The organism is Spirosoma aureum, assembly GCF_011604685.1.
In the GTDB taxonomy this organism is placed as follows: Bacteria; Bacteroidota; Bacteroidia; order Cytophagales; family Spirosomataceae; genus Spirosoma; species Spirosoma aureum.
Map to the genome: position 1 here is coordinate 5954033 of NZ_CP050063.1, position 25242 is coordinate 5979274.

Annotated in this window: 20 protein-coding genes; 16 read left to right on the plus strand and 4 right to left on the minus strand. The window is 50.6% G+C overall.

Annotated features, from left to right (window positions below; genetic code table 11):
* Positions 1-157 precede the first annotated feature (157 nt).
* Entirely contained in the window at positions 158-1078 is a 921-nt protein-coding gene (locus tag G8759_RS23680) for an EamA family transporter (protein WP_167213528.1), read from the plus strand.
* A gap of 54 nt (positions 1079-1132) precedes the next feature.
* Positions 1133-1738: a DJ-1/PfpI family protein gene (locus G8759_RS23685; RefSeq protein WP_167213531.1), complete on the plus strand. Its 606-nt coding sequence runs from the start codon at positions 1133-1135 to the stop codon at positions 1736-1738.
* 67 nt (positions 1739-1805) lie between these two features.
* Here G8759_RS23685 and G8759_RS23690 read toward each other — a convergent pair whose 3' ends face one another.
* The 4 genes from G8759_RS23690 to G8759_RS35995 form a co-directional block, all read right to left on the minus strand.
* On the minus strand, positions 1806-2570 hold the full coding sequence (locus G8759_RS23690) for an SDR family NAD(P)-dependent oxidoreductase (protein ID WP_167213534.1): 765 nt from the start codon (positions 2568-2570) through the stop codon (positions 1806-1808).
* A 32-nt stretch (positions 2571-2602) separates the two neighbouring features.
* Entirely contained in the window at positions 2603-2983 is a 381-nt protein-coding gene (locus G8759_RS23695) for a VOC family protein (protein WP_167213538.1), read from the minus strand.
* Positions 2984-2994: 11 nt separating this feature from the next.
* Positions 2995-4701 (minus strand): IlvD/Edd family dehydratase, encoded by a 1707-nt coding sequence (locus G8759_RS23700; RefSeq protein ID WP_167213542.1) that lies wholly within the window; start codon positions 4699-4701, stop codon positions 2995-2997.
* Between the two features lie 437 nt (positions 4702-5138).
* A complete protein-coding gene (locus tag G8759_RS35995) occupies positions 5139-5339 on the minus strand; it encodes a hypothetical protein (protein ID WP_232073921.1) in 201 nt (66 codons plus the stop codon).
* Between G8759_RS35995 and G8759_RS23705 the strand changes: the two genes are divergently transcribed.
* The 14 genes from G8759_RS23705 (at position 5338) to G8759_RS23770 (ending at position 25172) form a co-directional block, all read left to right on the plus strand.
* Positions 5338-6036 (plus strand): lytic transglycosylase domain-containing protein, encoded by a 699-nt coding sequence (locus tag G8759_RS23705; protein WP_232073922.1) that lies wholly within the window; start codon positions 5338-5340, stop codon positions 6034-6036. The genes G8759_RS35995 and G8759_RS23705 overlap by 2 nt on opposite strands.
* Before the next feature lie 280 nt (positions 6037-6316).
* The gene (locus tag G8759_RS23710; protein ID WP_167213548.1) at positions 6317-6979 is read left to right on the plus strand and encodes an RNA polymerase sigma factor; all 663 of its coding nucleotides are present in this window, start codon (positions 6317-6319) and stop codon (positions 6977-6979) included.
* On the plus strand, positions 6979-7725 hold the full coding sequence (locus tag G8759_RS23715) for a hypothetical protein (RefSeq protein WP_167213551.1): 747 nt from the start codon (positions 6979-6981) through the stop codon (positions 7723-7725). The genes G8759_RS23710 and G8759_RS23715 overlap by 1 nt, the downstream gene beginning before the upstream one ends.
* A 30-nt stretch (positions 7726-7755) precedes the next feature.
* Positions 7756-8850 carry a caspase family protein gene (locus tag G8759_RS23720; RefSeq protein WP_167213554.1) on the plus strand — a complete coding sequence of 365 codons (1095 nt, stop codon included), beginning with the start codon at positions 7756-7758 and terminating at the stop codon, positions 8848-8850.
* A gap of 69 nt (positions 8851-8919) precedes the next feature.
* The gene (locus tag G8759_RS23725; protein WP_167213557.1) at positions 8920-9519 is read left to right on the plus strand and encodes a hypothetical protein; all 600 of its coding nucleotides are present in this window, start codon (positions 8920-8922) and stop codon (positions 9517-9519) included.
* Between the two features lie 18 nt (positions 9520-9537).
* Entirely contained in the window at positions 9538-11136 is a 1599-nt protein-coding gene (locus G8759_RS23730; RefSeq protein ID WP_167213559.1) for a DUF4384 domain-containing protein, read from the plus strand.
* A 6-nt stretch (positions 11137-11142) separates the two neighbouring features.
* The gene (locus G8759_RS23735; RefSeq protein ID WP_167213562.1) at positions 11143-11745 is read left to right on the plus strand and encodes a hypothetical protein; all 603 of its coding nucleotides are present in this window, start codon (positions 11143-11145) and stop codon (positions 11743-11745) included.
* A gap of 45 nt (positions 11746-11790) precedes the next feature.
* On the plus strand, positions 11791-12654 hold the full coding sequence (locus tag G8759_RS23740; RefSeq protein WP_167213565.1) for a hypothetical protein: 864 nt from the start codon (positions 11791-11793) through the stop codon (positions 12652-12654).
* An 80-nt stretch (positions 12655-12734) separates the two neighbouring features.
* The gene (locus tag G8759_RS23745; RefSeq protein ID WP_167213568.1) at positions 12735-14270 is read left to right on the plus strand and encodes a DUF4384 domain-containing protein; all 1536 of its coding nucleotides are present in this window, start codon (positions 12735-12737) and stop codon (positions 14268-14270) included.
* A gap of 10 nt (positions 14271-14280) precedes the next feature.
* Positions 14281-16767 carry an acetate and sugar kinases/Hsc70/actin family protein gene (locus tag G8759_RS23750; protein ID WP_167213571.1) on the plus strand — a complete coding sequence of 829 codons (2487 nt, stop codon included), beginning with the start codon at positions 14281-14283 and terminating at the stop codon, positions 16765-16767.
* A gap of 4 nt (positions 16768-16771) precedes the next feature.
* A complete protein-coding gene (locus G8759_RS23755) occupies positions 16772-18013 on the plus strand; it encodes a hypothetical protein (RefSeq protein ID WP_167213573.1) in 1242 nt (413 codons plus the stop codon).
* Positions 18014-18034: 21 nt separating this feature from the next.
* Complete coding sequence (locus tag G8759_RS23760) at positions 18035-23314, plus strand: hypothetical protein (RefSeq protein WP_167213576.1); 5280 nt, start codon at positions 18035-18037, stop codon at positions 23312-23314.
* On the plus strand, positions 23311-23844 hold the full coding sequence (locus G8759_RS23765) for a hypothetical protein (RefSeq protein ID WP_167213585.1): 534 nt from the start codon (positions 23311-23313) through the stop codon (positions 23842-23844). The genes G8759_RS23760 and G8759_RS23765 overlap by 4 nt, the downstream gene beginning before the upstream one ends.
* On the plus strand, positions 23841-25172 hold the full coding sequence (locus G8759_RS23770; RefSeq protein ID WP_167213588.1) for a hypothetical protein: 1332 nt from the start codon (positions 23841-23843) through the stop codon (positions 25170-25172). Before G8759_RS23765 ends, G8759_RS23770 begins: the two co-directional genes overlap by 4 nt.
* Positions 25173-25242: the final 70 nt, after the last annotated feature.

Genomic DNA, 25242 nt, shown 5'->3' on the forward strand with positions numbered 1-25242 from the left:
GATGTGGTAAGCCTATATGATCAGCGATTTGTCAATACCAAATAAAATTTTGCTTAGAATCTTCATAATCAATCATAGATAACACAAAAAAAAGAGTTCGTGAAGGAGAAAAAGCCAGTGGGTGTGTGTTACATCAGCAGCAAGTAGTAATCGAGTTATGCAAGCCATTTCTTCCTCAGTTTCTCCAACTCCCAATCGTGTCACTCTCTGGTCAGCTTTAGTCTCTGTCTATATTCTGTGGGGTTCGACGTATCTGTTCATACACTTCATGACGGAGCAGATGCCCCCCCTCTACATGGCTGCCATGCGGTATATTGTAGCGGGAGCGATTCTGTATACGTACGCCCGACTGACTGGTACGCCCCGCGCTACACGGATTGAATGGCAATCGGCAGGGATTGTAGGTGTTTTACTGCTGACTGTTTCCAATGGCTGTCTAACCCTTGGTATTCAATACATTCCAACGGGCATGGCCGCTCTGCTGGGCGGAATGCTACCTGTTTTTCTGCTGACACTTAACTGGGTATCGTTTGGACGCCAACGGCCGACCAATCTGGCACTGGCCGGTTTACTGGTTGGTTTAATCGGTATTTTTTTCCTCATTAAACCGGACAAGCTACAGGGAACCGGGGGGCTACATGCGAATGTCCTTGGTTCCAGTCTGGTCATATTCGGCAATTTTGCTTGGGCAATCGGTACGTTACTGGCGCCCCGTGTATCGCTCCCATCCGGTACGATTTCCAGCGGAATTCAGATGATTATTGGTGGATTCGTTCTGCTGGTCATCAGTTTAGTGATGGAACCGGTTACTCCCTGGAGCATCCTTGTGGCTCCACCCAAAGCCATCTGGTCCATGTTCTATCTGGTCATCTTTGGCAGTATCGTCGGATTTTCATCCTACGCCTGGCTGGCTCGCAATGCACCACCACAACTCCTGTCGACCTATGCATTTGTGAATCCGGTAGTAGCCATGTTACTGGGTACGTTTTTTGCCGGTGAAGTGTTCTCAAGTCAGTCACTCATCGGAGCAATGATTGCCCTGGCCGGGGTAGTACTGATCACATTGGGCAGAAAATAGCCGTCAGTTAAAATTTGCAAATTGCCAACTAACGTCTGAACATTACCGTCAAACATGCGCACTGTAGCTATTCTGCTTTTCAACGAAATTGAAGTTCTGGACTTCAGCGGGCCATTTGAGGTCTTCGGCATTGCGGGTAAAGTAGCTGGCAAATCCCATTTTCAGGTTTTTACCGTTGCCGAGCGAGGTCCCGTTTATGCCCGCAATGGTCTGTGTATAACGCCAACGTATCTGTTGAATGATCACCCAAAAGCCGACATCATTATTGTACCGGGGGGTGGCGGCTACCATACCGACGGAACACCTTTTGGCTCACGGCGCGAAATGGATAATCCTGCCATTCTAAATTGGGTTCGTCGATCGGCCGAAACAGCGGAGTTGGTCCTGTCGGTTTGTACCGGAGCCTTAATACTGGCGAAAGCGGGTTTGCTTGAAGCCCTCTCCGCGACTACGCATTACATGGCTATCGACAGTCTTTCTCAACTAGCGCCCAACACTACCGTCCTTCCGGCTGAACGCTACGTCGATAATGGCCAGATCATTACTTCTGCGGGCATTTCGGCCGGAATCGATATGTCACTGTATGTTGTTGGCAGGCTCCTCGGTAAAGACATTGCCGACGAAACAGCCGAATACATGCAGTATGACTATTGGAAATGAGTGAAAGCTTAAATGAGTGAAAGAGTGAGCCATAATAATTCACTCTTTCACTCATTTAAGCTTTCACTCATTCAACCGGCGGTGGACTTACGCTGGTCCATCCGCCATCAACGACCAGGCTCTGACCCGTTATATGGCGGGAGGATGGCGAAACCAAAAACAGAGCCGCATTGGCAATATCCTCGACGGTAGCCGGGCGGCCCATCGGTGTAATGCGCGACCAGATCGGGATATACGTTGGATCATCTAAGGTACGTTCCGTTAGCGTAGCGCCCGGCGCAATGGCATTAACAGTAATGCCAAGGGGTGAAAAATCGATAACCAGTTGCTTGGCCAGCATTTCCAGCCCTGCTTTGGTCATACTGTAGACGGGCAGGCCGGGGTGCGCCTGATGACCTACCACCGACGACATAAACAACATGCTTCCTCCTTTTCCCTGCTCACGCATCTGACGGGCAGCGGCCTGCGCCAGAAAAAAGCTCCCGCGTAAGTTTACGTTGACAATTTTCTGAAACGCATCGGGTGTTGTGGTGAAGATATCGCCAAAAATAGTGATGCCCGCATTGGCGATAGCGATGTCAACCGAACCGAATCTGGTAACGGCCGCATCGACCATCTGTTCAATAAACGAAACCTCGGAGACGTCGCCAGGGTATGCTTCACAACGATAGCCATCCTGTTGTATGGTATCAGCAGCTTTATGAGCCAGTGCTTCATCATAGTCGTTGAGTACAACATTGGCACCCTGCTTAGCAAGGGCGCGGGCAATAGCAAAGCCAATTCCCTGTCCCGCACCAGTAATGATAGCGGTTTGGTTAACAAAATCTGTCATTAAAAAGTCGTTTTCCCTGAAACCAGCTTTTTCTATTCGGCTTTGGGCTCCCAAAGTTCGATTTTATTGCCTTCCGGGTCCATGATCCAGCCAAATTTACCGTAATCATATTCTTCAATTTCACCGATAACCGTTACTCCTTCAGCTTTCAATACAGCAAGCAGCTCGGTCAAATTTTCAACCTGGAAGTTAACCATGAAATCCTTGCTGGACGGCGCAAAATACGTCGAGTCTTTAGCAAACGTTGACCATTGTGTATAGCCTTTTTGCTCAGCGTCGTCAGCATGTCTCCATTCAAATGTAGCCCCATACTGATCAGTCTGAAATCCCAGATGAGTACCGTACCAATTCCGTAGTTCATCGGGTTTTTCAGCTTTAAAAAATAGCCCTCCAATTCCAGTTACTCGTTTCATGTTCTTTATTGTTAGTGTGAATCACGCTTTACTTCACTTCCCGAACCGCCCCGCAGAAAATCGAAGTCGGCTCCTTCATGAGCCTGCGTAACGTGGCGAATATACAGATTTACATAGCCGCGATCATAACCCAGGTCAAGTGGTTTGAAATGAACGAGCCGGCCAGCCAGTTCCTCATCCGACACATGCAGATGAAGGCTCCGGTTTTCAACATCGAGCGTAATCAGATCACCATTCTGCACAAGTGCCAGATTACCCCCAACGGCTGCTTCGGGCGAAACGTGCAGAATAACCGTTCCGAAACCGGTACCACTCATCCGCCCATCAGAAATGCGAACCATATCATGAACACCCAGTGCCAGTATCTTGGCAGGGAGCTGCATGTTCCCTACCTCAGGCATACCCGGATACCCTTTCGGGCCAACATTCTTCAGAACCAGAACACAACTCGGATCAACATCCAGATCGGGATCGTCAATGCGCGCTTTGTAGTCATCGATATTTTCAAAAACTACTGCCCGACCCGTATGCTGCATCAGTGCAGGCGATGCCGCCGAGGGTTTTATGACTGCCCCGTTCAGGCAGAGATTACCCCGCAAAACCGCAACGCCCGACTCAGGCTTAAAAGGTTGCCCGACCGTTGCAATTACGGCGGGGTCATAACATTGCGCATCAGCGCAGTTTTCGCCAATCGTTCGACCGTTAACGGTTAGGGCGTCGTTATTGAGGTAGTCACGAAGCTCGCGGATAACAGCCGGCAGTCCTCCGGCATAGAACAGATCTTCCACGAAATGTTCGCCAGAGGGTTGAAGATTGGTCAACAGGGGGATTTTGGCCGAAAGCGTATCGAAATCATCGAGCGACAAATCGACACCCACCCGCCCGGCAATGGCCGTCAGGTGAAGGATAAAATTGGTTGAGCCACCCAACGCGGCATTGATCATAATGGCATTTTCAAATGCCTGTCGGGTCAGAATCTTCGATGGGGTTATGCCTTCACGCGCGAGTTCAACGGCCCGCATACCGGTCAGATGAGCGAGTACTTTCCGACGCGAATCGGCTGCCGGAATGGTTGCATTGTCGGGCAGTGCTAACCCCAGCGATTCGACCATGGCCGCCATTGTGGAGGCTGTTCCCATTACGGCACAGTGCCCCTGCGACCGGGCCATACTGGCTTCAGCAGCCACAAACTCAGCCTGGCTCATCTCGCCCATTTTAAAGGCTTCGGCAAACCGCCAGAGATCACTCGTTCCAATCTTTCGGCCCTGGAAACGCCCTGCCAACATCGGTCCGCCCGATACGACAAGCGTAGGAATGTCGACGCTACAGGCTCCCATCACAAGCGAGGGCGTGGTTTTATCGCAACCACACATCAGAATGACCGCATCGATCGAGTTGCCACGAATACTTTCTTCCACATCCATACTGGCGAGATTGCGGAACAACATGGCTGTCGGCTTGATCTGGCATTCGCCCAGCGACATCACAGGAAATTCCAGCGGGAAACCGCCCGCTTCCCAAACCCCTCGTTTGATGGCTTCGGCCAACTCGCGAAAATGGGCGTTGCAGGGCGTTAGTTCCGACCAGGTATTGCAAATACCAATAACGGGTTTTCCCTCAAACTCATGGTGTGGGAAACCCTGGTTTTTCATCCAGGCACGATAAATAAAGCCGTCTTTTCCGGTGCGGCCAAACCAATCTCGGGAACGTAGGGGCATTGTCAATGATCAGTATGTAGTGATCAATAAAGTCGTCTTATTGTCGATTATACTTTTGGCAGATGTACCGTGCGGCATTTGCCAAAATAGCCTCGAATTTTCGCGTTGGCTTTCGCTTAATGCACGTTTTTCGCCCACAAAGCTAACCAGATCGCCAGCGAAACTATAGTTTTTTTACTCGTCAGACTAATTTTTCATTCTCCATATCTCTGGCTCACTTGTGCCTTCAGTTCAACTGGCTTCAACCTATCTGCTTCAATACATTTATTGCTTTCACCACATTTTTCATGTGTTATTTTAAGGTCGTGATTTTCAGTCGGTTTACCGGGAAACTTGGCAACTCGTAGTCCGTAACCCAATTAGTTTTAATCTAAAATATTGACAATCAACAAACTAATACTTTATCTACTGGCGTTATAGACTCAGTACCATCGAAATTATGTTTTGTTAAAGCGAGTTGGATTTTCTTTATTGATGGCCGTAATTCGTCCGGCTGTCACGGTTGCTGCGAAGTTTACCGCCCCTACAGTCCCCAATCTCAACGCATCTACGATTAGTACGGCAAAGCAGCCAGACGCAGCCCGGTCTGACGCAACCCGATCTGGACTGATGCCATCAGACGCAACGCGATCTGACATGACCCGTGCTAGTGCCAAAGCAGCCTTGCTGACAGTGGCACTTAACGCCCCTGAGCTTCCTTTGCTCGATGTCGATTTCTGCGGAGAGTGCCTGCCACTCGACAAGATCGATGTTGTTGACCGCTGGAAACACGTATTTACGCTGTTTCGTAGTCACGCCAGCGATCTGGGCAACCTCCGTGAACGGGCTGATGCATTTTTCCCGATCATCGATCCGATTCTGGAGAAATATGACATTCCAGATGATTTCCGCTACGTTCCCCTTGCCGAAAGTGCGTTACGTCCAAAAGCGGTTTCACGAGCAGGTGCAGCAGGTTACTGGCAATTAATGCCTGGCACTGCCCGTTCGTTGGGGTTACGGGTTGGGGGACGAATTGATGAGCGTTTCAATGTGCTTAAAGCAACAGATGCCGCCTGTCGATACCTGCGAAAATTATATGATCAGTTGGGTTCATGGTCGTTGGTAGCCGCAGCGTACAACGCCGGACCGGGCCTGATGAAAAATCAACTAAAACGCCACGAACACCGCGATTACTACCAGATGAGCCTTCCACGCGAAACCAAATATTACCTCTACCGCGTGTTGCTCTACAAAGAAGTAATGTCTCGTCCGAATGATTATTCGTCCTTTTTGTCGCCTGTTCCACAAACAGCCTATCGATTTCAGCCTCTGACGTCAGCCATACAAATAGGTTGAAAATACGATTCATACAAGCAGAACGGTCGTAGAATCAGATTCTACGACCGTTCTGCTTGTTAATAAAGTCTGCTGATGGTAGACTTTATTTTTTTTATTCACATTATTCAGTCTTCCCCATTAACAGATTAGAAAGGAATAGATTTTACCAGCAAATTAGATCAGGCCTTTCTCCAGGATAGCCTACATGGGTATTCGCGTTAGAAAATCGACTTATTAAGTTTACTTAGTTAACTTTTTTAGCACACCACACAAAAGCGTTTAACCGAATCCACAGATTATGGCCGCATTTTTTCGTAGTTCAGTCAATAAGGTCGCCGTGCAGCCATCATTCAGCCAGTTTCAACAGGACGAACAGGCATTTTATGAAGCACTCCGGGCCAACGATCAACAAGCCTGGGACTATCTTATGATTCAGGTGCACAATCAGTTTGTTGTTCCGCAATCCCGCCAGAATTATGACTATGATACGTTAATTTCAGCCTATACCGAAGGGCTGGCTGTTGTTAAAGACAATATTTTGAGTGGTCGCTTTACGCACGAAAAGGCCAAAGTCACAACCTATGCGCATAGCGTTTGCCGGTTTACACTGCTTAATCTGTATGACAAAGACAAACGTCGGCAGGAAGTATCGCCGTTTCAGGAGCAATCGGCGGATGAGTCAGAAGAAAGTTCGTCGGCAGTTCGTGACGAAGCGGTCGACTGGCTCCTTCAGACAGATATTGAAGATCATAGCTGGGCACTGGAGCCACTCAAACTCGCCATGTCGGGCCTGAAAGATCGCTGTCAGACCATTTTGCGCCTGTTTTATATTGACGAAGTTCCCGACCGCGAAGCCGCCATTCAACTCAATATCAACGAAGCTAATCTACGCCAGCAACGTCGCAATTGCGTCATGGGGCTTCGACAGTCCTTTAACCAACTAAAAAACTCGTATTTATAATGTCAATTTCTCAATCTGATTTCGAACGGGCTGAAGATTATATCGCAGGTCGGCTATCGGCTGGTGAGAAGGCACAGTTCGAACGTGAGCTATCCAGCAACGGCGAATTATCCAGAGAAGTTTCCAGTTTGAAAGCGATGCAGAGTGGCCTTCTTCGTATGAACTATCGTGACGAAATAGCGGCCCGCCATGCTGAATTAATACTACGGGGAGACATCAAACCTACTCATACCGAACTGGGCAAGGTGGTGCCTTTTGGCTCCACACGTCCACTGTGGCACTATCTGGCCATTGCAGCCAGCGTCCTGTTGATACTCGGATTTGGCTGGTTTTTCATTCAGGATCGATTCCTTGGTCCATCACCCGCCGACATGGCAGCACGGTATATGGAGCCAGACTTGCGCCTTGACCCGACCACCCGCGATGGTGAGCCTTTACTCACGGCACCCGGTCCAGATCAGGTAAGTCGTTTACAGGCTATCGCCCGCGATACGTTGTCTATCAGAGTCGGATTTACCTTATTGCAGAAAAACGAAGCTGCTCAGGCCATCGCGTTATTGAAACCAGCCCGCAACTGTCCGCTACCCGACTGGCAGGCCAATGCCCGTTATTTATTGGCACTGGGCTATCTGCAAACGGGTCAGGTAAATCTGGCAAAAGCAGAGCTCGGCACAGTCCGTAAAACAACCTATTTTGGCAAACAGGCTGAGCAGTTACTCCATGAACTATCAGCGAGTCAACCCTAATCATTCGGCTTGATAAATCCGACAGATCGTATGATCAAACTTCTCACTAGTCTGCTCATAACTTTAGTTAGCCAGGTGGCTTATACGCAAACGTTCCATGCGTTGATCGTGGCGGATACGCAGGCAGCTGACGTTGGTTCCGGTTGCCAGAAGGATGTTGCGGCCATGACAGCCACTTTCAAGGCCATTGCCTCCGGAATTGGTTATCCGTTAAATCTGGTTGTATTGAGCGATTCCGGTTTCAGGCGGCCCACTATTGAGCAACGGCTTCACAACCTGCCCATTGGCCCAAAGGATGTTGCCTTTCTTTATTACACAGGTCACGGGCACAATCTTGCCGGACGCACCGATCCATTTCCGTTGCTCAGTATTGAACCCGGCAACGACCCATCTCTGCGATCGCTTCATGATTCATTACGGGCAAAACATGCCCGGCTCACGATCACCATGGCCGATGCCTGCAACATTGTACTACCCGCCGGAACACGCGGTCTGATGGTAAACCCTATGTTGAAAGGCGGAACGGTAGAAGATGATATCAACCGGGTTCTGGCAAATTTATTTCTGGATCAGACCGGCGACGTACTTATTGCGGCCTGTCAGCCCCATCAGTCAGCCTGTATGCTTAGCGATCAGGGAAGTCATTACACACGGTCATGGGAACAGGCCCTGTCGGTGCTGACAACAACTCGTTCCCGACTAAGCTGGACTGATTTATTACTTGATGCTCAGGCTCGGGTAGACAGGCTTGCCCGACCTGATAGTTCGCACCAGACATCGATTTATGAGATTAATCTGAAGCCTATAAAGCAACAGTTACCACCCGACGCGCATTTTACGGCGATTAGCCAATACCTCAATGCGCTGACAGACGAGCGTCTGACCTACGCTGAACGAGCCCTGCAACGCCAGAAAGCCACGCAGTATTTCAACGCAGATGCGCGCGTAACGATCTACCAAAACGATACGTCGGTCGGTGAATACGCCCTGAATGACATGCTTAAACGCCTGACCCTTAATGCCGTAAAAATCGGGCAGGTTAATTTTATTGAAAAACGATCGAAGCGAACGCCAAACGGAAAACTATACCAAACGATTGCCATTCAGGAAGTATGGTCGAATTAAATCGTACTGTATTCATTCACAAAGCTCCATTACCTACTATATACCAGTCTGTAAGCTCCTCTTGCCGTAATGAAGTTGCTTTCCGTTCATATCCTCACATTGTTTGTTTGCCTGTGGCTCTGGCTGTCGGGTGGTTTGCCAGAGCCGTGCCAGGCCCAGGTACGGCTGACGAATTCCGGTCGACCCCAGACGACAGCCATGCCCGCTGTCCGACTCCTGAAATTACCGCTGACTCAAAAAATCGATAGCATTCTGCATCACATACGAACGTATTCGCAGATCCCGGCAAACCAGCAGGAACGATACGCCCGCGAACTAACCGCTTATTTTGCTCCATCTGGCTATATTTCAGTTCATCAGGATGGGCAGCCAGACGCCCGTCTATCGGTAAATGATTACCTTGCACAGTTTGGCAATCGGTCGGCAGCGGTTCAGTTTAAGGGTGCCGAAGTCGTGTATTATGGCCAGTCAATAAAAACCGCAGCGGGCGACTGGCAAACGATGGTAACCACCTATCGGAATGCGACAACCTTTACGGGCAACAAACCACAGGCTTCCGACATTGCTACCGTCATGACACCCGTGGGAAAGGCACCGCTTACGACGAATTATTGGCAGATTTTTACTCTATACCTCACCATTCCTAAAGTTGGCTCAAACCGTCAGTAGCCATCAACGCACCTCGTAATGAAAACTCTCCTCTGGTTTACGATCTTGCTTTCGGCACAATGGGTTTGGGCACAGGCTCCAGCCGACCTGGTGAATTCGGGCTTACGTTTCGATGATGAAGCCTACCTGCGTGTCGAACAAAAGCCCGACAATGTGATCTATAAGGCACCGCTTCCCAGAGCCATTTCCTACGAAAAATACTTGCCAGACATTGAACGGCAGGGCGACTATGGTACTTGCGTGGCGTTTACCTGTGCTTATTATACCCGAACGGCAATAGAAGCCATTCAGCGAAACCTGACGACTAAACCGCAGATCAATCAGACCCGATTTTCACCAACCTACCTTTACTCCCGACTCAAGTTACCGAACGACGTGACCTGCCAGCAGGGCGGAACAATGGATGAAGGCTTATTGGCGCTCAAAAATTACGGAGCTCCATTCTGGTCCAGTCTCCCCTATCCGCAATGCATAAAGAATGTTAAACCCTATGATTCTGAAGCCTCACAGTTTCGGATTCGTCATTTTGAACGGGTTTTTGACTTTGCCACTATGTTCCGCGTGGTTCGACAGAACAATAATCTGGAGTCGGTTGTCAATGCGAACATTCAGAACATCAAACGGGCACTGGCGGGTGGTTATCCCGTCCCTATCGGCATGATGATCCCTTTGTCATTTCAGGCTGTTTCGACAGATACCTGGACGCCCGCACCGTCTGATGTCGACGATTTATACCAGGAAATAAGATCCGGCTTTAAACGCCGTAAATTGTATGGCCATGCCCTCACAGTTGTTGGCTATGACGATAATCGTCAGGCTTTTCGGGTTGTCAATAGCTGGGGGACACGCTGGGCCGACAATGGTTTGTGCTGGATAAAGTACCGCGACTTTGTTTTGTTTACGCGCTATGCGTTCCGGGTGTATCCGATGGAACCACCCACGGTAAAACCAACCAAAGTGATACCAACCATTGCTAAAAATAATACCCGGCCACAACCTACTTCTGCTCCAAAACGATCACCTGTTCCAACGACACAACCCGACAAATCGGTAACGATGCAGGCCAGCGTGGAAATGCGGCTGGTAGACGGCTCTGAAATGCCTGCCCGGCGGTTGATGAGCCGGGGTTCGACCGTTGGCGACGATACGAACGACGAAATTGGTGCCTACAAACTGGTTAATGGCTACGCGTCCGGAACGCGATTCAAACTAACGGTCAATAACGACAAAGCGGCTTATGTCTACGTGATCGGAACCGATCAGAGCATGAAACTTACGCGGTTATTCCCTTATGCCGATAGCCTGAGTGCCATGATCGATGCGAAGGAGTCGGCGGTGTTACCAGGCCCAACCAAACACATCCGGCTCGACAACAATCCGGGGCAAGAATATTATCTGGTTCTGTTTGCCGATAAACCGCTCGATATGAGTGCGCTCATGACCAGAATGAGCGCTATAGGTGGCAGTTTATCGCATAAAATTACGCAAACGCTTGGCGATCAGTTGATGGACTGGCACACGATGAACTACGATCCGGTACAAATTACATTCAGTACTGCTACTGACCCCATTGGCAAAGTAGTTCCCGTCCTCATTAGCCTCGACCATAAACCGTAACCCACCATGAAACCATTCATAGCCACACTATTGCTATTAATTGTCGCCACATCGCTGAGCTGGTCACAGGATCGGCTCAAACAATCGTATGTTGACGATGACCTGTCGGAAAAAGAAGCAGCCGATTTGAAAAACCGGACTAAACAACGCATTGCTGAACTTCAGAATTACCTCAACATCATACCCGACTCCAAGCGTTCGACGGCCGAACGCGAAGATGCCGTTGAACAGGCGCTCCTGTTATTTACGAACGAAGCGAACATGGAAATAATAGACCGAAAAGGGAAGCGGACGATGCCCGTTAAACGCTATTTTCGGAACCTGCTCGACATCAGCACAGGCTATTATACCCATATCGACATTACGCAGTACGATGTGGCCTATGTGAGCGATTTTCGGCTTGGCACCGATGGTAACTACCATAGCACCGGCACGTATTATCAGGATTTTAAAGGATTCCGTGGCGATCAGGCCGTTTATCATGACCGTACCAAGAAAGATGTCAGTATCCGAGCCGATGCCCGGCTGAATGAATACAATGAGAAAAAATGGACGCTGTTGCTTGGCAACGTGAAGGCCAGAAGCCTGGAAGTTATACCCGCTAACTAATAATCAGCCAGTAACGGCCAACAGCGAAATCTATTCTTCTTCTCTATGCGTCGCTCTCGTTTACTTCTCTTTATCGCGCTATGGGTTGGAATTTTCGGCCAGAAAAGCTGGTCGCAATCCGTGCCGATCCAGACTACCCAGCCGGTGAAACAGATCGAGGAGTTTCTGAAACGGTTTTATTATGATCAGACTCCCGACCAGCGCCCACTCACAACCGACTCGTTAAGAGCCCTGTATCCGCGACGGGCGTATCTGCTTAGCCTTTTTGATGCCAAAGATAGTCGTCGAACAACGCAGCCCAGCTACAAACAGGCTATCGATACGTTCGTTACCGAGCTTTCGGAAGCAGAGGAAAAGCCTGACGACCTGTATGCAAACGTATTGGTTGAAACACCCTTTCGAGCCAGCTATCGTGGTAAAACTGAAACACTGACCGTTTTTTGGCAAATGACGCACATAGGTCGCGCGCAGGGTTGGCGCATGGTAGGTTTGGCAGCTCCGTTTCTAACTGCTAGTACCGACACATCAAAAGCGCCACTATCCGGCGACACAACGCAACGGGCAAGCCGTCCGCTTACGCTGTCGCCAAACACGCACGAAACCAGCTTTCTGGAATTCCACCAGGTTATCAAACAAGGTCATGATTTACGGTTACTCCTGAGTGACTCGCTAGGTCAGACAGGCGTTGGGCAGGCCTTTATTGAGGCTGTCCGCCAGCGCGAACTCCGTCTAATTGAAACCGAACGGGTATCTCTGTTCATCCTGACACAATCTGGCTGGATTGTTCGGGTTGACGAATTCCCCCGCGACAACGAGAACGCGGGGTGGCTCATCAGCGATTTATTTGGCAATCGGTCGCCGTCGCGGCTTCCACCCGAGTTGGCAACCCTTGTACGGATTCGCCCCTAATCAAACGGTTAAATCCGGTTCATTGATCAGCCAGTATACGTAGAATGTTCGCCCGAAAGCACCTAATAGCTTTATCATTCATGGCCAGATATTGGTTTTTATTATATTTTTTATTGCTCACAGAGCTGACCTCAGGACAGCCTCAACCGGCGCAGCCCAAAATCGAAGCACCGACATTTCGACCTTCGGATGAGGTATACATTGCTCGTCAGGCACGACGTTTTCTGGAAACCGCCTACTACTTCCGGCTGAATGAATTAGGCCGCCCGGCCAGCGATCTATCGGCGGCCGAAAAGCGGCAGATTATGGCTGGTCTTCTTGATCGTTGTTTTGGCAATGGTAACCCGCTGGTTGTCAATGATCTGGATCCCTATCAGCGGGAGAGTTCCGAATTACCGATCAAACAGTATCTGGTTAATGTGTTGACCTTTTATCGTGCCGGAGATCTTGCCATCGGTAATGACCTGACCGATGGGCTACATTATGGCCGGATTCAGGCAAACGCAGCCGGAAAACTTTTCATGCCTTTGTATGTTTCAGAAACCTTGACCGGTACTTACGACAATAACCGGGCACCCAAAAAACGGCATGAATTACGACAGATAAAAGAATTCAGGCTGGAATTTACATTCGACAACAGCAATTGCCAGCGTGTATTCGATAATCTAAAAATCGGTGGTATACGGCGTTTTGCCGCTATTCCATCTGCCTCCCGGCTGTTGACCGGCCGCGAAGACCTGGCTCAAATGCGGGCGCAGGAGCAGGATCTCAATACCGTGGTCGACTGTTTGACCGAAGGAATTCGACGACAATTGCCCGCCGAGACGAAGCATATTCTGATCGACAATTTTACGTTTGAAAATCGGGGAATCTCCACTGAATTCGGGGAAGCGCTGACTCAAACGCTCCGGCAACAGCTCCAGCAACGGACGGGTGCGGTTGTCGAGCTACTCAAACGCGACAATCAGACCGCCGATTATACCGTGCGGGGAAGTTTCGCAACGTCGGGCGATCAGGTGGAGATTCGGGCAAAATTGTTTAACAAACAAGCGGCTTTCGAGCGCGATCTGGTATCCAGTGACCTGCCTGTCCGCTGGGTGCGGCAAAACCAATTGGCGTACGAGTCCCCGAAGGATCCCAATAGCATACGCATGGAAGCAGCCGTCAAAACAGTTATGGCCCCGCAGTCGGTCGGTGATTTTTCCATTGAATTACAAACGAACCGGGGGCGTCAGGGCGTTACCTATCATGAGGGCGAACGGATGGCTATTAAGCTGAAAGTGAGTAAACCCGCTACCGTTCGCCTGATTTATGTACTGGAAGACGGTACGCAAACGTTACTATTCGACAATTACCGGATTGATGGGCAGGCCGTGGGGCAGTTCATTGACGTACCGGGTGACTTTGAATGCTCTAGCCCATTTGGACAGGAATTTCTACTAGCCTTCGCCACAACTGATACGTTTGCTCCCCTCGAGACAAAGAAGCAGAACAGCTTTAATGTCTTGACGGGTGAACTGACCAATACTGTTCTCCGTACGGTACGGGGTTTACGGGCAAATGGGATTATTGTGGCCGATAAGGTGCAGATTACGACACGCCCAGTGCGGTTTTAACCCAAACCACATGTACTACCTGCCCATTCGCCTGCGTGGTGAAAAAGTTCATATTGTGCCCCTGCGTTCATCGCACGAACCAGCCGACGATGTTGTTCCGTCATTTATTATTCCCTACGATCCACAAACAGCCCTGACACGATTGCTGACGCTCGACGGCGACGTGCGACTCGTAGCGCATGGTGGAACAAACCTCGACCGGGTAATTGATGGCATTACACTCCATGAAAACCGTCCGGATTCGCTTACCCTTCACCTGACGGTGTCAGATACGCAGGCACCAGCAGAAGATTTGTCGGACCAGAGCGCTCACTTTTTGCTCGAACCGGCCGATGAAACTGAATCGGGACTGGCGCTGCTGGCCCGAACGAAAGATCGTCAGATCCCACGGACTAACGCACTCACTATAAACGTGCAAACCCAGTTGGATGGTCAACCGTACCTGGGCGAAATCAGGCTCTATCTGGCAGAACCACATGCTATTTATGATGTTGTGATGGACTTCGGCTCAGAAGCCAGTCAGATTGTGCTGACCAATCGGGGAAGCGGGCAGCGCGTGCTGGAACGGCTCAATATTGTCGATGACCTGTTGCGGTATTTCTATCCGAACCTGCTCACTAGCGATAGCGGCAAACTAACGGCAAAAGCCCTTCATCAGCGTGATCCGGACCCGGACTTACTGCGTTCGGTATTTTTTCTGCGCCGGTCAGGAGCCGTATTTCAGTCAACAGATGCGCCCAACCAACACGGCGACGCTGAATACCTGAACCTGCTGACCGAACGCGATCGGATAGATTCACTGGCCCAAAGTCATTTTCTGGTATCGAATCTCAAGCTCGCTCACCTGGGTGCCTATCGATTCGATGTTTCGTTTGCCTCGCCAGCCACCAATGAGTTTGGTGTTTCGATCCGCCGGTTCAGCGATACCATCAGCGGTTTGCAGCAGGCCATTGTCAATTACCTGCTCCGAACGGTGCTGGAACATCTTCATCATAGCCATCCGGCCAATCAGCCGTTTTTCTTATCCGTCAAATTACTTGTGCCGAACGTTTTTGAGCAACAGCGAGTCAGCACACTTGTTCAGGGTACGTACCGAAATCTGCATGACCTCATGCAGCCTGACTCGCCCTATACCCTTCGCGGGGCCGAAGTAGGAACGTTATCGGAGAGCGACGCGGCTTTTCTTGGCTACCGCGAAAGCCGGTCTGTTCAGCGGCAACCTTTACCGTTAAAAGGTCGATATCTGATCGTTGATTCGGGGAAAGGTACCACTGATTTTTCGCTGATCGAGCGCGACGATGAAACCAAATCTGTATTTCGATCGGGTTTCATCGGGGCAGGCAATGCAATTTCCTACGCTTTCGTGGAAACGGTTTTCGCGGCTATTTTTGGTCCCGACTCTACAGTCAGGCAGCAGGCCATCTGGCGAATTGCCCTCGGTCCAACTACTGATCTGGTCGACAAAATTCGGTTTGGGGAGGTCATCGAAACCCTGAAGCGAGGGTTCGATAAAGGCCGGAATCAAACTGCTTACCGCCCCATTCGTGACCTGATTGGCCAGCAGATTCAGGACATTCGCGCCCGCTATCAGAATAGTGTTGGTACGGCTGGTTTGCTGAAAGAGGTAACGGACGCACTGGAAACACTCGCTGGGCAGCAGGAGTCATTGCAGGATGAATTTGGGTTCATCAATAACGTAGTCAAACGCCTGACCGATAAACTGGCGCAGGAAGTCGTCTATTCCGGCTTTTATGATCCAGACTCACCACCGCAGGTTATTCTGACTGGCCGGGCTTTTTTGTTCCGGCTCTTTGCCGAAGAAGTCAGCAATCGGTTTGGCAATGTTCGTTTAGCATCTGACGGGCGAGATACAACAGCGCTGAAGAAAATTTGTCTGGCCGGTGCGTTCAGCAGTGAAACCATCAACTACGATGCGAACCTTGTCGGGCAACCAACCCGGCAGGTCGATGGCGATGCGGGCATTCGGCTGGTCGATGCAGGCCACGAAACCGGTGCGGTGGCGGTGTTGCCGCCCCGCCCTTATGAGAAACTAACGGAGGCAGCCCACCGGCTCAAAGGAATGATGTCCAAAGTTGACGGCTTTCTGCAAAAGATTCGCTACGAGCCCGATGCATCATCGCCCGTTACAACTCAAACCGCTCCAACGACTTTGCAATCGAGACGACCGCTGCCGTCGTTGTATGAGGGCGTTACGTTCAGAAACTACCAGTCGTCAAGCCAGTGGATTTCCATTAGTGGATTACGCTATGCCCACCCGGCTCTGTTGTCGCCCAAGCAGCCAACGGTCAATGTGTTTTTTACGGGTACTGAATTTCTGTTACGTACCCCAACCGAAGCGGCCCGTCTGACCATCCGGCCCGAATTTTTTCAGCACGACCAATTCGTCTTTGAAACCTTATTCCCGTATCTCGATGAGCCGCATTTCAGCCAGGTAGTGGTTGATCAGTCGGTCGGTACGCTCGATGACACGATCTGACTCTATGACAACACGCACCAACTGGATTCGCTGGGTAGCCGCCCTGTTGTGGCTCGCGGGTCTGTGGCTATGCCTGCGCCAGCCAGCCGCTATTTCTAAATCAGGACAAAGCAGCAGCGATACGCTAAGCAAGACCACGAATTACCTGCTGACCGACTCAACGGGCTCAACCTTGTTGATTCGGGGCCCAGAACAAATAACCCGACTAACGGTAACCGATAGCGCTCTTCTACTCAACAAAGAACCGTTGCTATTTCGGGCCGACTCCGTAAAAGGACGTTCGGTGAAAACGCCCCGTGATCTCGCTCTGTGGCGGAGTCAGTTCAGATATAGGCTAGGCGTCGGCGCAACTACCGACGCGGCTCGCTGGGAAGTAACCCGGCAAAAGCTGGCAACATTTTGCTCTGCTGGGCTTACACCTGGTCCAGCCAGCGATAAGGCTGATCAGGCTTTATTTGAACGGTTTATTACGTTTATCACTGATCGACAAAAAACCCAGCAAACAACGCTGATTCTCTACAACAACCTCATTCTGGATAGGCTGACCACGCAGAATCTATCGCCCGATCAATCCCTGCAACTATCTCCTTCAAAAGTTACCGACATACCAGCCAGCGCATCTTCGAGCGAGCTGCCAGGTATCGGTTTGCTGGCTTTGGGCGGACTATTATGGGGCATTGCGGCATTTATGAAACGAGATAAGGTTACTGAACCCGCACAGGTGCCCCGCCAGGAAACACCCGTTGTTCAGGAACAGACCAGGGCAATTATAGCGCCCACACAACCTGAAACTCCAGCTAATGTCTCTCCTGGTTTACCAGTGCCGTCTCCGGCAGACTCACCCATCCCTTCTGATTGGCAAGCCGACCAGACCGCGCTGAAGCAATACATGCTGGCTTTCTACCAACGCTACGGACAATTTTACGACGATCTACAAACGCTCTCAACAGAGTTATCGGAGGCTGAAAAGCAGCAAATTCGTCGCCGGTTAGTTGAAATGGCGCTGCACGCCCATGCATTTGTGGAGGGGTATCAGCACTTACCGTTAACACGTCTGACGGAGGTTCCCAATGTCCGCTTATTGGTCCAACCGACTAATCGACCTGATGCGCCAGACCTGACCACTGACCCCTACAAAACGGCCAAACGCTATCGGGTACTGCTATCAGTTTTGCAGGAAATGCAACTTGGAGAGCTTGAAAACGTATTGCTTCAGGATTTACACGTACCCAAAAGTCTGCTTTAAACGTCTTCTTGACCACCATTCATGGATACTGTGCTGGCTTTCCTGTTCAATCTGAATACCTTTCTGCTTTTGTGTGTGGTGGCTGTCCTCGGGATTCTATGGCGCGGTCCATTCCAGAAAACACCCACCTACATACTTCTGGCAGCACTGGGCGTTGTGTCGGTCCTTACCATACGAAGCTATGTGTCGGCCCCCGAGCAAATTTATACAAATGCCAGCCACCATGTTCTCGAACACATTGGCATTCAGTTTCAAACACAGTTGACACTGGCCGATGGACAGCATCCAAACCGGGCGTTCTGGGATACTAAACCCGGAAATCTGACACTCCAGTCCAATACATCGGGCACGACCAAACTAGTGGGCCGGGGGTTTTGCGAGCCGATATTTATCGGTACCAACGACTTGTATACCCTGGCAAATCCGGTTTTCGAGAAGCAGGTATCCAGGCAATTTACCATTGGTTATGGCCAAAATCGATCCTTATCCCTGAAAATTGATTCCATCGACGATGATCAGACTCGCTACCTCCTGCAACTCAGTAATGGTACGTCAACAAGCCCCTGGGACACGTTGCTGTTCAATCGGCGCATCAAAACAGGTCTATTGCTCGGAACGCTCCTGAGCAAAGCACCCATCGACCGACCGGGTTTGGCACAGGCTCAGGCCATGCTGGATAGTGCCTACCTGATTCGGGCACAACTTGGTACAAAAGCGAACGAGGATAGTCCACTGTTTCTGTTTCCATCGGCGGCTATGCTGCGGTCAGCAACGTCACTTCAAATCGATGGCGTTACGATTACACTAAGTCGGCATCCCGAATTTTCGACCTTCCTCGGTCCGAAGCAACTGTTTTTCACCGGGCTTAAGGTCAGCCGGACGCCACTCTATCGCGTTGGTGCCATTGGTCGTCAAATGGCACTGTGGCTGGAAACTCCAGAGCGAATGTACCTGAAACCAACGGGGCCGAATGGCGAATCTCTTTTTCTGACCTCCTCTATCGACGATGTCATTAACAACGCCCTACCAGCTGGCTATCAGCTAGGCAAACTACGAAACAGCCAGAATCGGCATCAATTTTCGGCCAGTTTGTTTTACGTAACCGGACCCACAAGGCAACCAATGCGATTTCGGGTTGTCAGTCAGGAACAAACGAACGGGCTGATCAACGAAAAACGCGCAGGCGACACCCTGTCTCTAAAAACAGTTACCCGTTCCGACACACCAGCTAACCGGTGGCTCCTCCGTGTAACGGATCTAAAAGCAGTCAATCCACTTCAATTCTGGCATCTGGCTCTGCTGGTTGCCCTACTGGTAATCGGTAGTTTAGTTTCTGTATGGCTAACGCCGTATTCGCTTTATGGGCCAACCCGTCAGCCTCTGCGCTTCATCAACACTGAACTCATTGCGTATATACTCCTGCTGGCTTTCATGACGGTTCGAGGTATTTTGCTTTGGCGTGTGGGTACATTTCCACCCACGGATACCTCTGCCAATTTTGCCAACTTGAGCTGGCACTACTACACTGACACTATACTTGCTGTTTTGCTCTTTTTCGCGGTCATCTTCGGATGGAAACTCCGGGGCCATGTGGTCAGCCAATGGATCAATCGGAAACTGGCCCAATGGCCTGATGCCTTATCCGAAAAACCACTATTGGCGTACCTTCTTCCGATACTCGTCAATGTGGCCGCCGGGCCGATTGCGTTCCTCGAGCGGATTGCCAGTGTATTCCTGCCGTTGCTCGTCTACATGGTGGTGGATTACATCTGGCTCCGGCAGATTTACCGCACGGGGTATAGTTCGGTACATTCGTCTGTCTACCAGCGACTTTCCGCCATCAACTGGTTATGCTGCTTTGGCCTCCTAGGGATGCTCGATGCCGGATTTGCCATTATTTTCGGACTATTCAGTTTACTCTACATGTGGCTGCGGTTGTTCACCTTTGAAGACCATCAGCTACCCGGCACTTCACGCTTTGGGCAATACCGTTATCTGTTCAGTTGGTTTGGACCGCCAACCGCCATTTTATTGTACTTATATGCCCTACCGTGGCTTATCGAACTTACCTTTCGTGCGCCGGGGCCACTGCTAACGATTGTCATCCTTGCTTTTGGTGTAATCGTTCTTCGGTTTCTGTGGCCTCAGGAGAAGCGTCCCACGTGGGGTCTCCCGCTGGTAGTTGGTCTAATGGCCGTGTTAATTGGGAGCTTGTTTCTCTTCCCGAATACCGTCGACCGTATGCTGGAAAAAGAAGCCCGTATCCGCTATCGGGCAGGCATCTTGATTCATTCAGCCGACGAGCTGGTACGTCAGGATCAGACTCGTTTCAACACCGGAGCCAATCAAAAACTCCTTGAAGCCGCCCAGAATCAATGGCTGGTCAATTACTTCTACGACAAAGGCAACTTCAGCCTGACCCACTACGCTCGACTTGTTCCGCACATTAATACGGGTTCTACCTATCAGACACAACTCGCCGATCTGGTCACCGTTCGGTATGTGATTGCTGAACACAGCGAATGGGTCATCTGGATGCTTCTGGCACTGCTTCTGGGTTGGTTGATCAGTACCGTTAGTGGCGGAAAACTCAGTCCTGACTCAAAAATGCGGGCCCAACTGGTATGTCTGCTATTCAGTATCGCGTTTGCCGTCTGGATGACTGCTACGAACCGGATGGTATTTGTGGGGCAGGACTTTCCGTTGTTGAGCCTGAATAGTCGCCTGACATTGCTTCTGTCACTGTCTATTTTTGTGGCCGTTATTGTACTGGGCACACCACTTTCCTCAACGCAGCCCTTACCGGCACGCTATGAATTCAGCCGGTTTGGCCGGCACTCGTTTGGGGTTCTGATGGCCGGATTAGTATTGATTGCTACCTTATCGTATTACCTGTTTCCATTCGACCGAAATACACGCCAGTTCGACCTATCGCAAACCATCAGCGATCTGCAAACGGCTTTTGGTGAGCTTAATGGCCCTTTCCAGACGTTTCAGCAGGAACAAAATAACCCAGGAGGTTCGACTCGACAGCTACTACGCCAGTTCGACACCTATCTGAAAGGGCCTGGCCATGCAGCAGCCGATTCGCTCTTTGCCCGACAGCCACTACTTCGGAGTGCGTATACAGCCTTTCTTGCCCAACCGGCCAGGAATCGATCACAGAATCTGATTCACCTCCGTCGCTCCAATGAGGGCATGTGGGAGTTCGCGGTCAATCCATTTTATTATAACGTGAGCAGTCCTGATGCCGATCAGGATGGCTATCAGGGTCATCTACTGGCGAGATCGGAATTGCCCAGCGTTCAACTGGTCAATCGATCCAACAGCGACCAGTCGTTGCGAATTTCACGTAACAGCCCAGTCGCCGACTGGTTCAGTGCCCCCGGCAGTCCGTTTAGTAGCAGTAATCTGAACCTGCGGTTAAGCACTATACCCGCCAGCTGGACAACCGACTCACTACCCTTACTGGTACTGACCACTACCCAGGGTGACGAACACACAACCCGGTCGCGGTATCTGGTTAAACAGGGGGGGCGTGTACTGGAATCGTCGCGGTCAGACTTTGCACTGAGACTAAAACCCGGCGATCTGCTCCAGTTTATGCCCGAAGGAAATGGCAGACTGATTAACTATGAAGTCCGTCAAAATGACAAGCATTTTCTGGCGCGCAATATCTGGCTAAATGGTCGCCCGCAGTACGTGTATCCCATGCGTGACCGTTTTTTATGGTCATACCACTTTACGAGCCTGGTTAAGTCAGCCTACGACCGGGATGCAGATCGGCAACATCAGCCTGTTCGAACTACGCTTGATCGTCCGTTAACCGAGAAGGTGACTGAATTAGTACGCGATTTTTACGGTTCACGCCCACCCAGAACCCCAGCCGAACGTGCTAAAGCCTTCAGCATGGTGGTGCTTGACGAACGCGGTCAGATTCGCCTGATGGCTGATCATAAACGCGGTAATACAACAGCTATCGACCCTAATCGAATGGCCGATTTTCAACCACTTCTCGACGCCCTATATCTTGATCCGCAACGCTATGATGAGCGGATGCTGTTCGGCAACAAGTGCCTCATGCGGATGGACAATGGCCCTGCCTCAACCTTCAAGCCGGTTTTATACGCGGCTACAACGTCGCAGTTTAATCTGGGCTGGGAAAATCTACAGCTTGGCGGGGTAGATAGTCAAACAATGGAAGCGATTGCCCGCCCAAACGGCGATGATTATACCCTGCGCTATTTTGGCGGCAAAGGGCTCCGGTTCACAGTTGGGCGAAACAACCTGATTGGCCATAACAATCATTACTACCTGAGCCATTCGACAAATACTTACAATTCGCTGGTACTACTTCTTGGCTCACTGGATGCGGCTCAGGCAAGGCGAACCAAACAGGCGTTTGTCAATAATTCGTCAGATACTCCTTTTTTCGCGAAAGGCGAATCGGACGATGCAAAGCGAAACTTCCCGCTAGTAAGCTATGATGGACAAACCTATCGCATTCGTCAGTTTCCAGCCTGGGATAATCCAAACTCACTGCTGGGGCGCGGACTTTGGGAGAATTTCGATTTGCCCGTTAATTCAGCACAGGTTGTCAGCGAAAATGGTCAGCATAGCCGCAACCTTGCCCCTGGGCTCAATGATGCCCTGATTGATGCATCGCGTAGTTCGTTCAAACTATGGAGTTTCCCCGAACCCTCTCATCTGTATTTGATCGACCGTCGAACAAGTCTGCAAAATGCCATTGCCCAGTGCGCATCAGGGGCTTATCCTATTACAACAACGCCCCTGAAAATGGCTGAAATGGCGGGTAAGCTCTTTTCATTTAACAACGCCTACAAAGCGCATATTCTGGCTGATCAACCAGCTGCCACTCAGACGGGATTTAGTGTCGATGCGTCGTGGATAGCGCCGGATCAGCTCAGTACATTTTACGCCCAGAATCTCTTTGCAGGCATGCACGAAGCTATTCAGGAAGGTACAGCTCAATGGCTACGACCGCTGCGTGATGCTTATGATGGCCAATATTCGTTTTATGCCAAAACCGGCACGATCAGCGGGAATCGGGCAGCCGGGAGCGCACGCGATAAACACCTGCTGCTGGTTGTCAGCCAGGAACCTTTGCACGATCGACAATTGCGCCCCGCCGATTTACGAAACAATCGTTTCCGGGTCATTTATGTGTCCTTTTACAGTCATTCGCCGGGTGGTGCCTGGGATCCGGCCACCGCAGAGCTAATCCGCAAGCTCATAAAAGAAGTAATCGATAGCCCACAATCCTCTGCCAGCAGCCTATGAAACTTCGCCGATCCGTACCCAACGAGCAACCAGCCGTAACTCCACTGGCTTCGCCCCCTCTGGCTACCCCGGCGCGCCCGAAGCCAGTCGGTTTAGTGTTCAGTATCACAACGTTTCTGGTACTCATAATAGCTATTGTCTGGCTGAATGGACCTTCCGACGAGGTCCCTATGCCTGCACAAACGCTCCAGTCGAATCGAATGGACACAGATCGGCATCTGGTTTGGGTCCGGCTCGATTCGTTGCAGAACCGGCTTGATCTGTTGACGGGCGATAATGGTTTATCGTTTCGTTCCGGAACCGAACGGCTGTACATTCAGGCCAGCAATCGAAAACAACTTGAGCGGTATTTGCTCAATGGCCTGGCGCTGACCCGATTTACGCAGGCAGCCAATAGCCCGGTACGGCTCGAATCGGCTGGAGATGGTTTCTCATTACCCATTCAGCAACGACAGGGCATTACCTATATACAGGTTCCGACCGACATCATCAGTAGTTTACTCCGCAGCACCGAATCATTAGCCGAATGAAGCCGCTTACTATCCTTTCAACGTTTTCGACCAACGAACTCCGGCCCGCTTACTTTGCCCGACACGTTATGTCTGATGGAACGACCGTTCTGGTTGGTATGGCAGGCAAGTTTAGATCCTTTGCCGACGAAGCGGCCCGCACGCACAGTAATTTACTCAATTCCAGTCAATTCGAACCGATACGACAGCAGGCATTAGCATCATTCCGCGAGCGATTTGCCCAGCAGAAACACCAGCCTTTTAGCGGTAGTGACGATGATATTCTGCGGAGCTTCGGGCAGTTGATCATTTCGCCTTCCGGTACTGTAAACGCATTTGCCTGGGGACGTTTCCAGTTTTCGTCAGTGCAGAATGGCTCCGGACGAACCGATCTACCGGCTGTACTGAATCCGGGGCAGTACATCATAGGCGATGCCGAAGGAGCTGGTATTACTACTACCGTTGCACAAAATCTGGCGAAGGTAACCAGTCTGGATTCACTGACGCAGGCTACCGGCTCACTGGCTGACCCTTTCATGCTCGTCACCGTTGAAGTAGCTACAGAACCGTCAGCCACTTTGCCGGTTGAAACAAAGCCGGCTGCTCCCCCGATTCAGGAATTCGTACCCGAGCCTGTGCCAGTCGAAGTACTGCCCACGCCAGCTCCAATGGGTGTTCAAACTCCTCGTCCGCCAGCCAAAACGCCGGTTCCTGTGGAACCGACCCCTGAGCCGGTTTCAGTATTTCCGTGGAAAGCCATAACGCTTTTTTTGCTAACGCTGATCGTTGTAGGGAGTATTGGCGGTGGTTATTATTGGTGGAAAATTCGACCAAAACAACGAGCCGTACATCATGCGCAACAACCGAAGGATAGCGCAACGTATGTTATAACCTCCGAAAATGGATCAGATTTTGAAGAGTCGGAAGACAGCACCGCGATTCTTGAAAACCCCGAAGAGTCAGCGCAACCACTCAATGAATCCCCCCCGCCTAGTGAAGCTGAGCAGTTACTTCAGCAATACCGTAATCAGCCTGATTCGCTGATGTATCTGATCCATGCTGCTGAGCAGGTTGCCAATATTACAGATGCAGATCGTCAGCAGGCGTTGCGGAGTGAAATCGACCGTGAACGGGCGTATCGTTTTAATGAACAGACCCAGATCGCCCGAACTACTTACGATCAGGCTGTGCTCTACCTGCTGGCTGACCAAAAGGCAAAAGCGGGCACAGCTTTACAGGCAGCCCAGCGTTACTACGAAATGGCTCTGCTGCTCCAGCCCGACAAAGCCGACTCAGTAAGGCCTCAGCTAGAGCAGGTCCGGGAAAAAATTAATTCATTGAACGAGTAATTCTGTAGTTCGCAGGCAATTTTTGGGAGAATGCGCCAGGGCGTGCCACGGTTTAAAACCGTGGCACGCC

Bases quoted from the DNA above. Each gene is read 5' to 3' on its own strand.
- G8759_RS23680 (WP_167213528.1), top strand. From the start codon at position 158: ATGCAAGCCATTTCTTCCTCAGTTTCTCCAACTCCCAATCGTGTCACT.
- G8759_RS23685 (WP_167213531.1), top strand. From the start codon at position 1,133: ATGCGCACTGTAGCTATTCTGCTTTTCAACGAAATTGAAGTTCTGGAC.
- G8759_RS23690 (WP_167213534.1), bottom strand. From the start codon at position 2,570: ATGACAGATTTTGTTAACCAAACCGCTATCATTACTGGTGCGGGACAG.
- G8759_RS23695 (WP_167213538.1), bottom strand. From the start codon at position 2,983: ATGAAACGAGTAACTGGAATTGGAGGGCTATTTTTTAAAGCTGAAAAA.
- G8759_RS23700 (WP_167213542.1), bottom strand. From the start codon at position 4,701: ATGCCCCTACGTTCCCGAGATTGGTTTGGCCGCACCGGAAAAGACGGC.
- G8759_RS23705 (WP_232073922.1), top strand. From the start codon at position 5,338: ATGACCCGTGCTAGTGCCAAAGCAGCCTTGCTGACAGTGGCACTTAAC.
- G8759_RS35995 (WP_232073921.1), bottom strand. From the start codon at position 5,339: ATGTCAGATCGCGTTGCGTCTGATGGCATCAGTCCAGATCGGGTTGCG.
- G8759_RS23710 (WP_167213548.1), top strand. From the start codon at position 6,317: ATGGCCGCATTTTTTCGTAGTTCAGTCAATAAGGTCGCCGTGCAGCCA.
- G8759_RS23715 (WP_167213551.1), top strand. From the start codon at position 6,979: ATGTCAATTTCTCAATCTGATTTCGAACGGGCTGAAGATTATATCGCA.
- G8759_RS23720 (WP_167213554.1), top strand. From the start codon at position 7,756: ATGATCAAACTTCTCACTAGTCTGCTCATAACTTTAGTTAGCCAGGTG.
- G8759_RS23725 (WP_167213557.1), top strand. From the start codon at position 8,920: ATGAAGTTGCTTTCCGTTCATATCCTCACATTGTTTGTTTGCCTGTGG.
- G8759_RS23730 (WP_167213559.1), top strand. From the start codon at position 9,538: ATGAAAACTCTCCTCTGGTTTACGATCTTGCTTTCGGCACAATGGGTT.
- G8759_RS23735 (WP_167213562.1), top strand. From the start codon at position 11,143: ATGAAACCATTCATAGCCACACTATTGCTATTAATTGTCGCCACATCG.
- G8759_RS23740 (WP_167213565.1), top strand. From the start codon at position 11,791: ATGCGTCGCTCTCGTTTACTTCTCTTTATCGCGCTATGGGTTGGAATT.
- G8759_RS23745 (WP_167213568.1), top strand. From the start codon at position 12,735: ATGGCCAGATATTGGTTTTTATTATATTTTTTATTGCTCACAGAGCTG.
- G8759_RS23750 (WP_167213571.1), top strand. From the start codon at position 14,281: ATGTACTACCTGCCCATTCGCCTGCGTGGTGAAAAAGTTCATATTGTG.
- G8759_RS23755 (WP_167213573.1), top strand. From the start codon at position 16,772: ATGACAACACGCACCAACTGGATTCGCTGGGTAGCCGCCCTGTTGTGG.
- G8759_RS23760 (WP_167213576.1), top strand. From the start codon at position 18,035: ATGGATACTGTGCTGGCTTTCCTGTTCAATCTGAATACCTTTCTGCTT.
- G8759_RS23765 (WP_167213585.1), top strand. From the start codon at position 23,311: ATGAAACTTCGCCGATCCGTACCCAACGAGCAACCAGCCGTAACTCCA.
- G8759_RS23770 (WP_167213588.1), top strand. From the start codon at position 23,841: ATGAAGCCGCTTACTATCCTTTCAACGTTTTCGACCAACGAACTCCGG.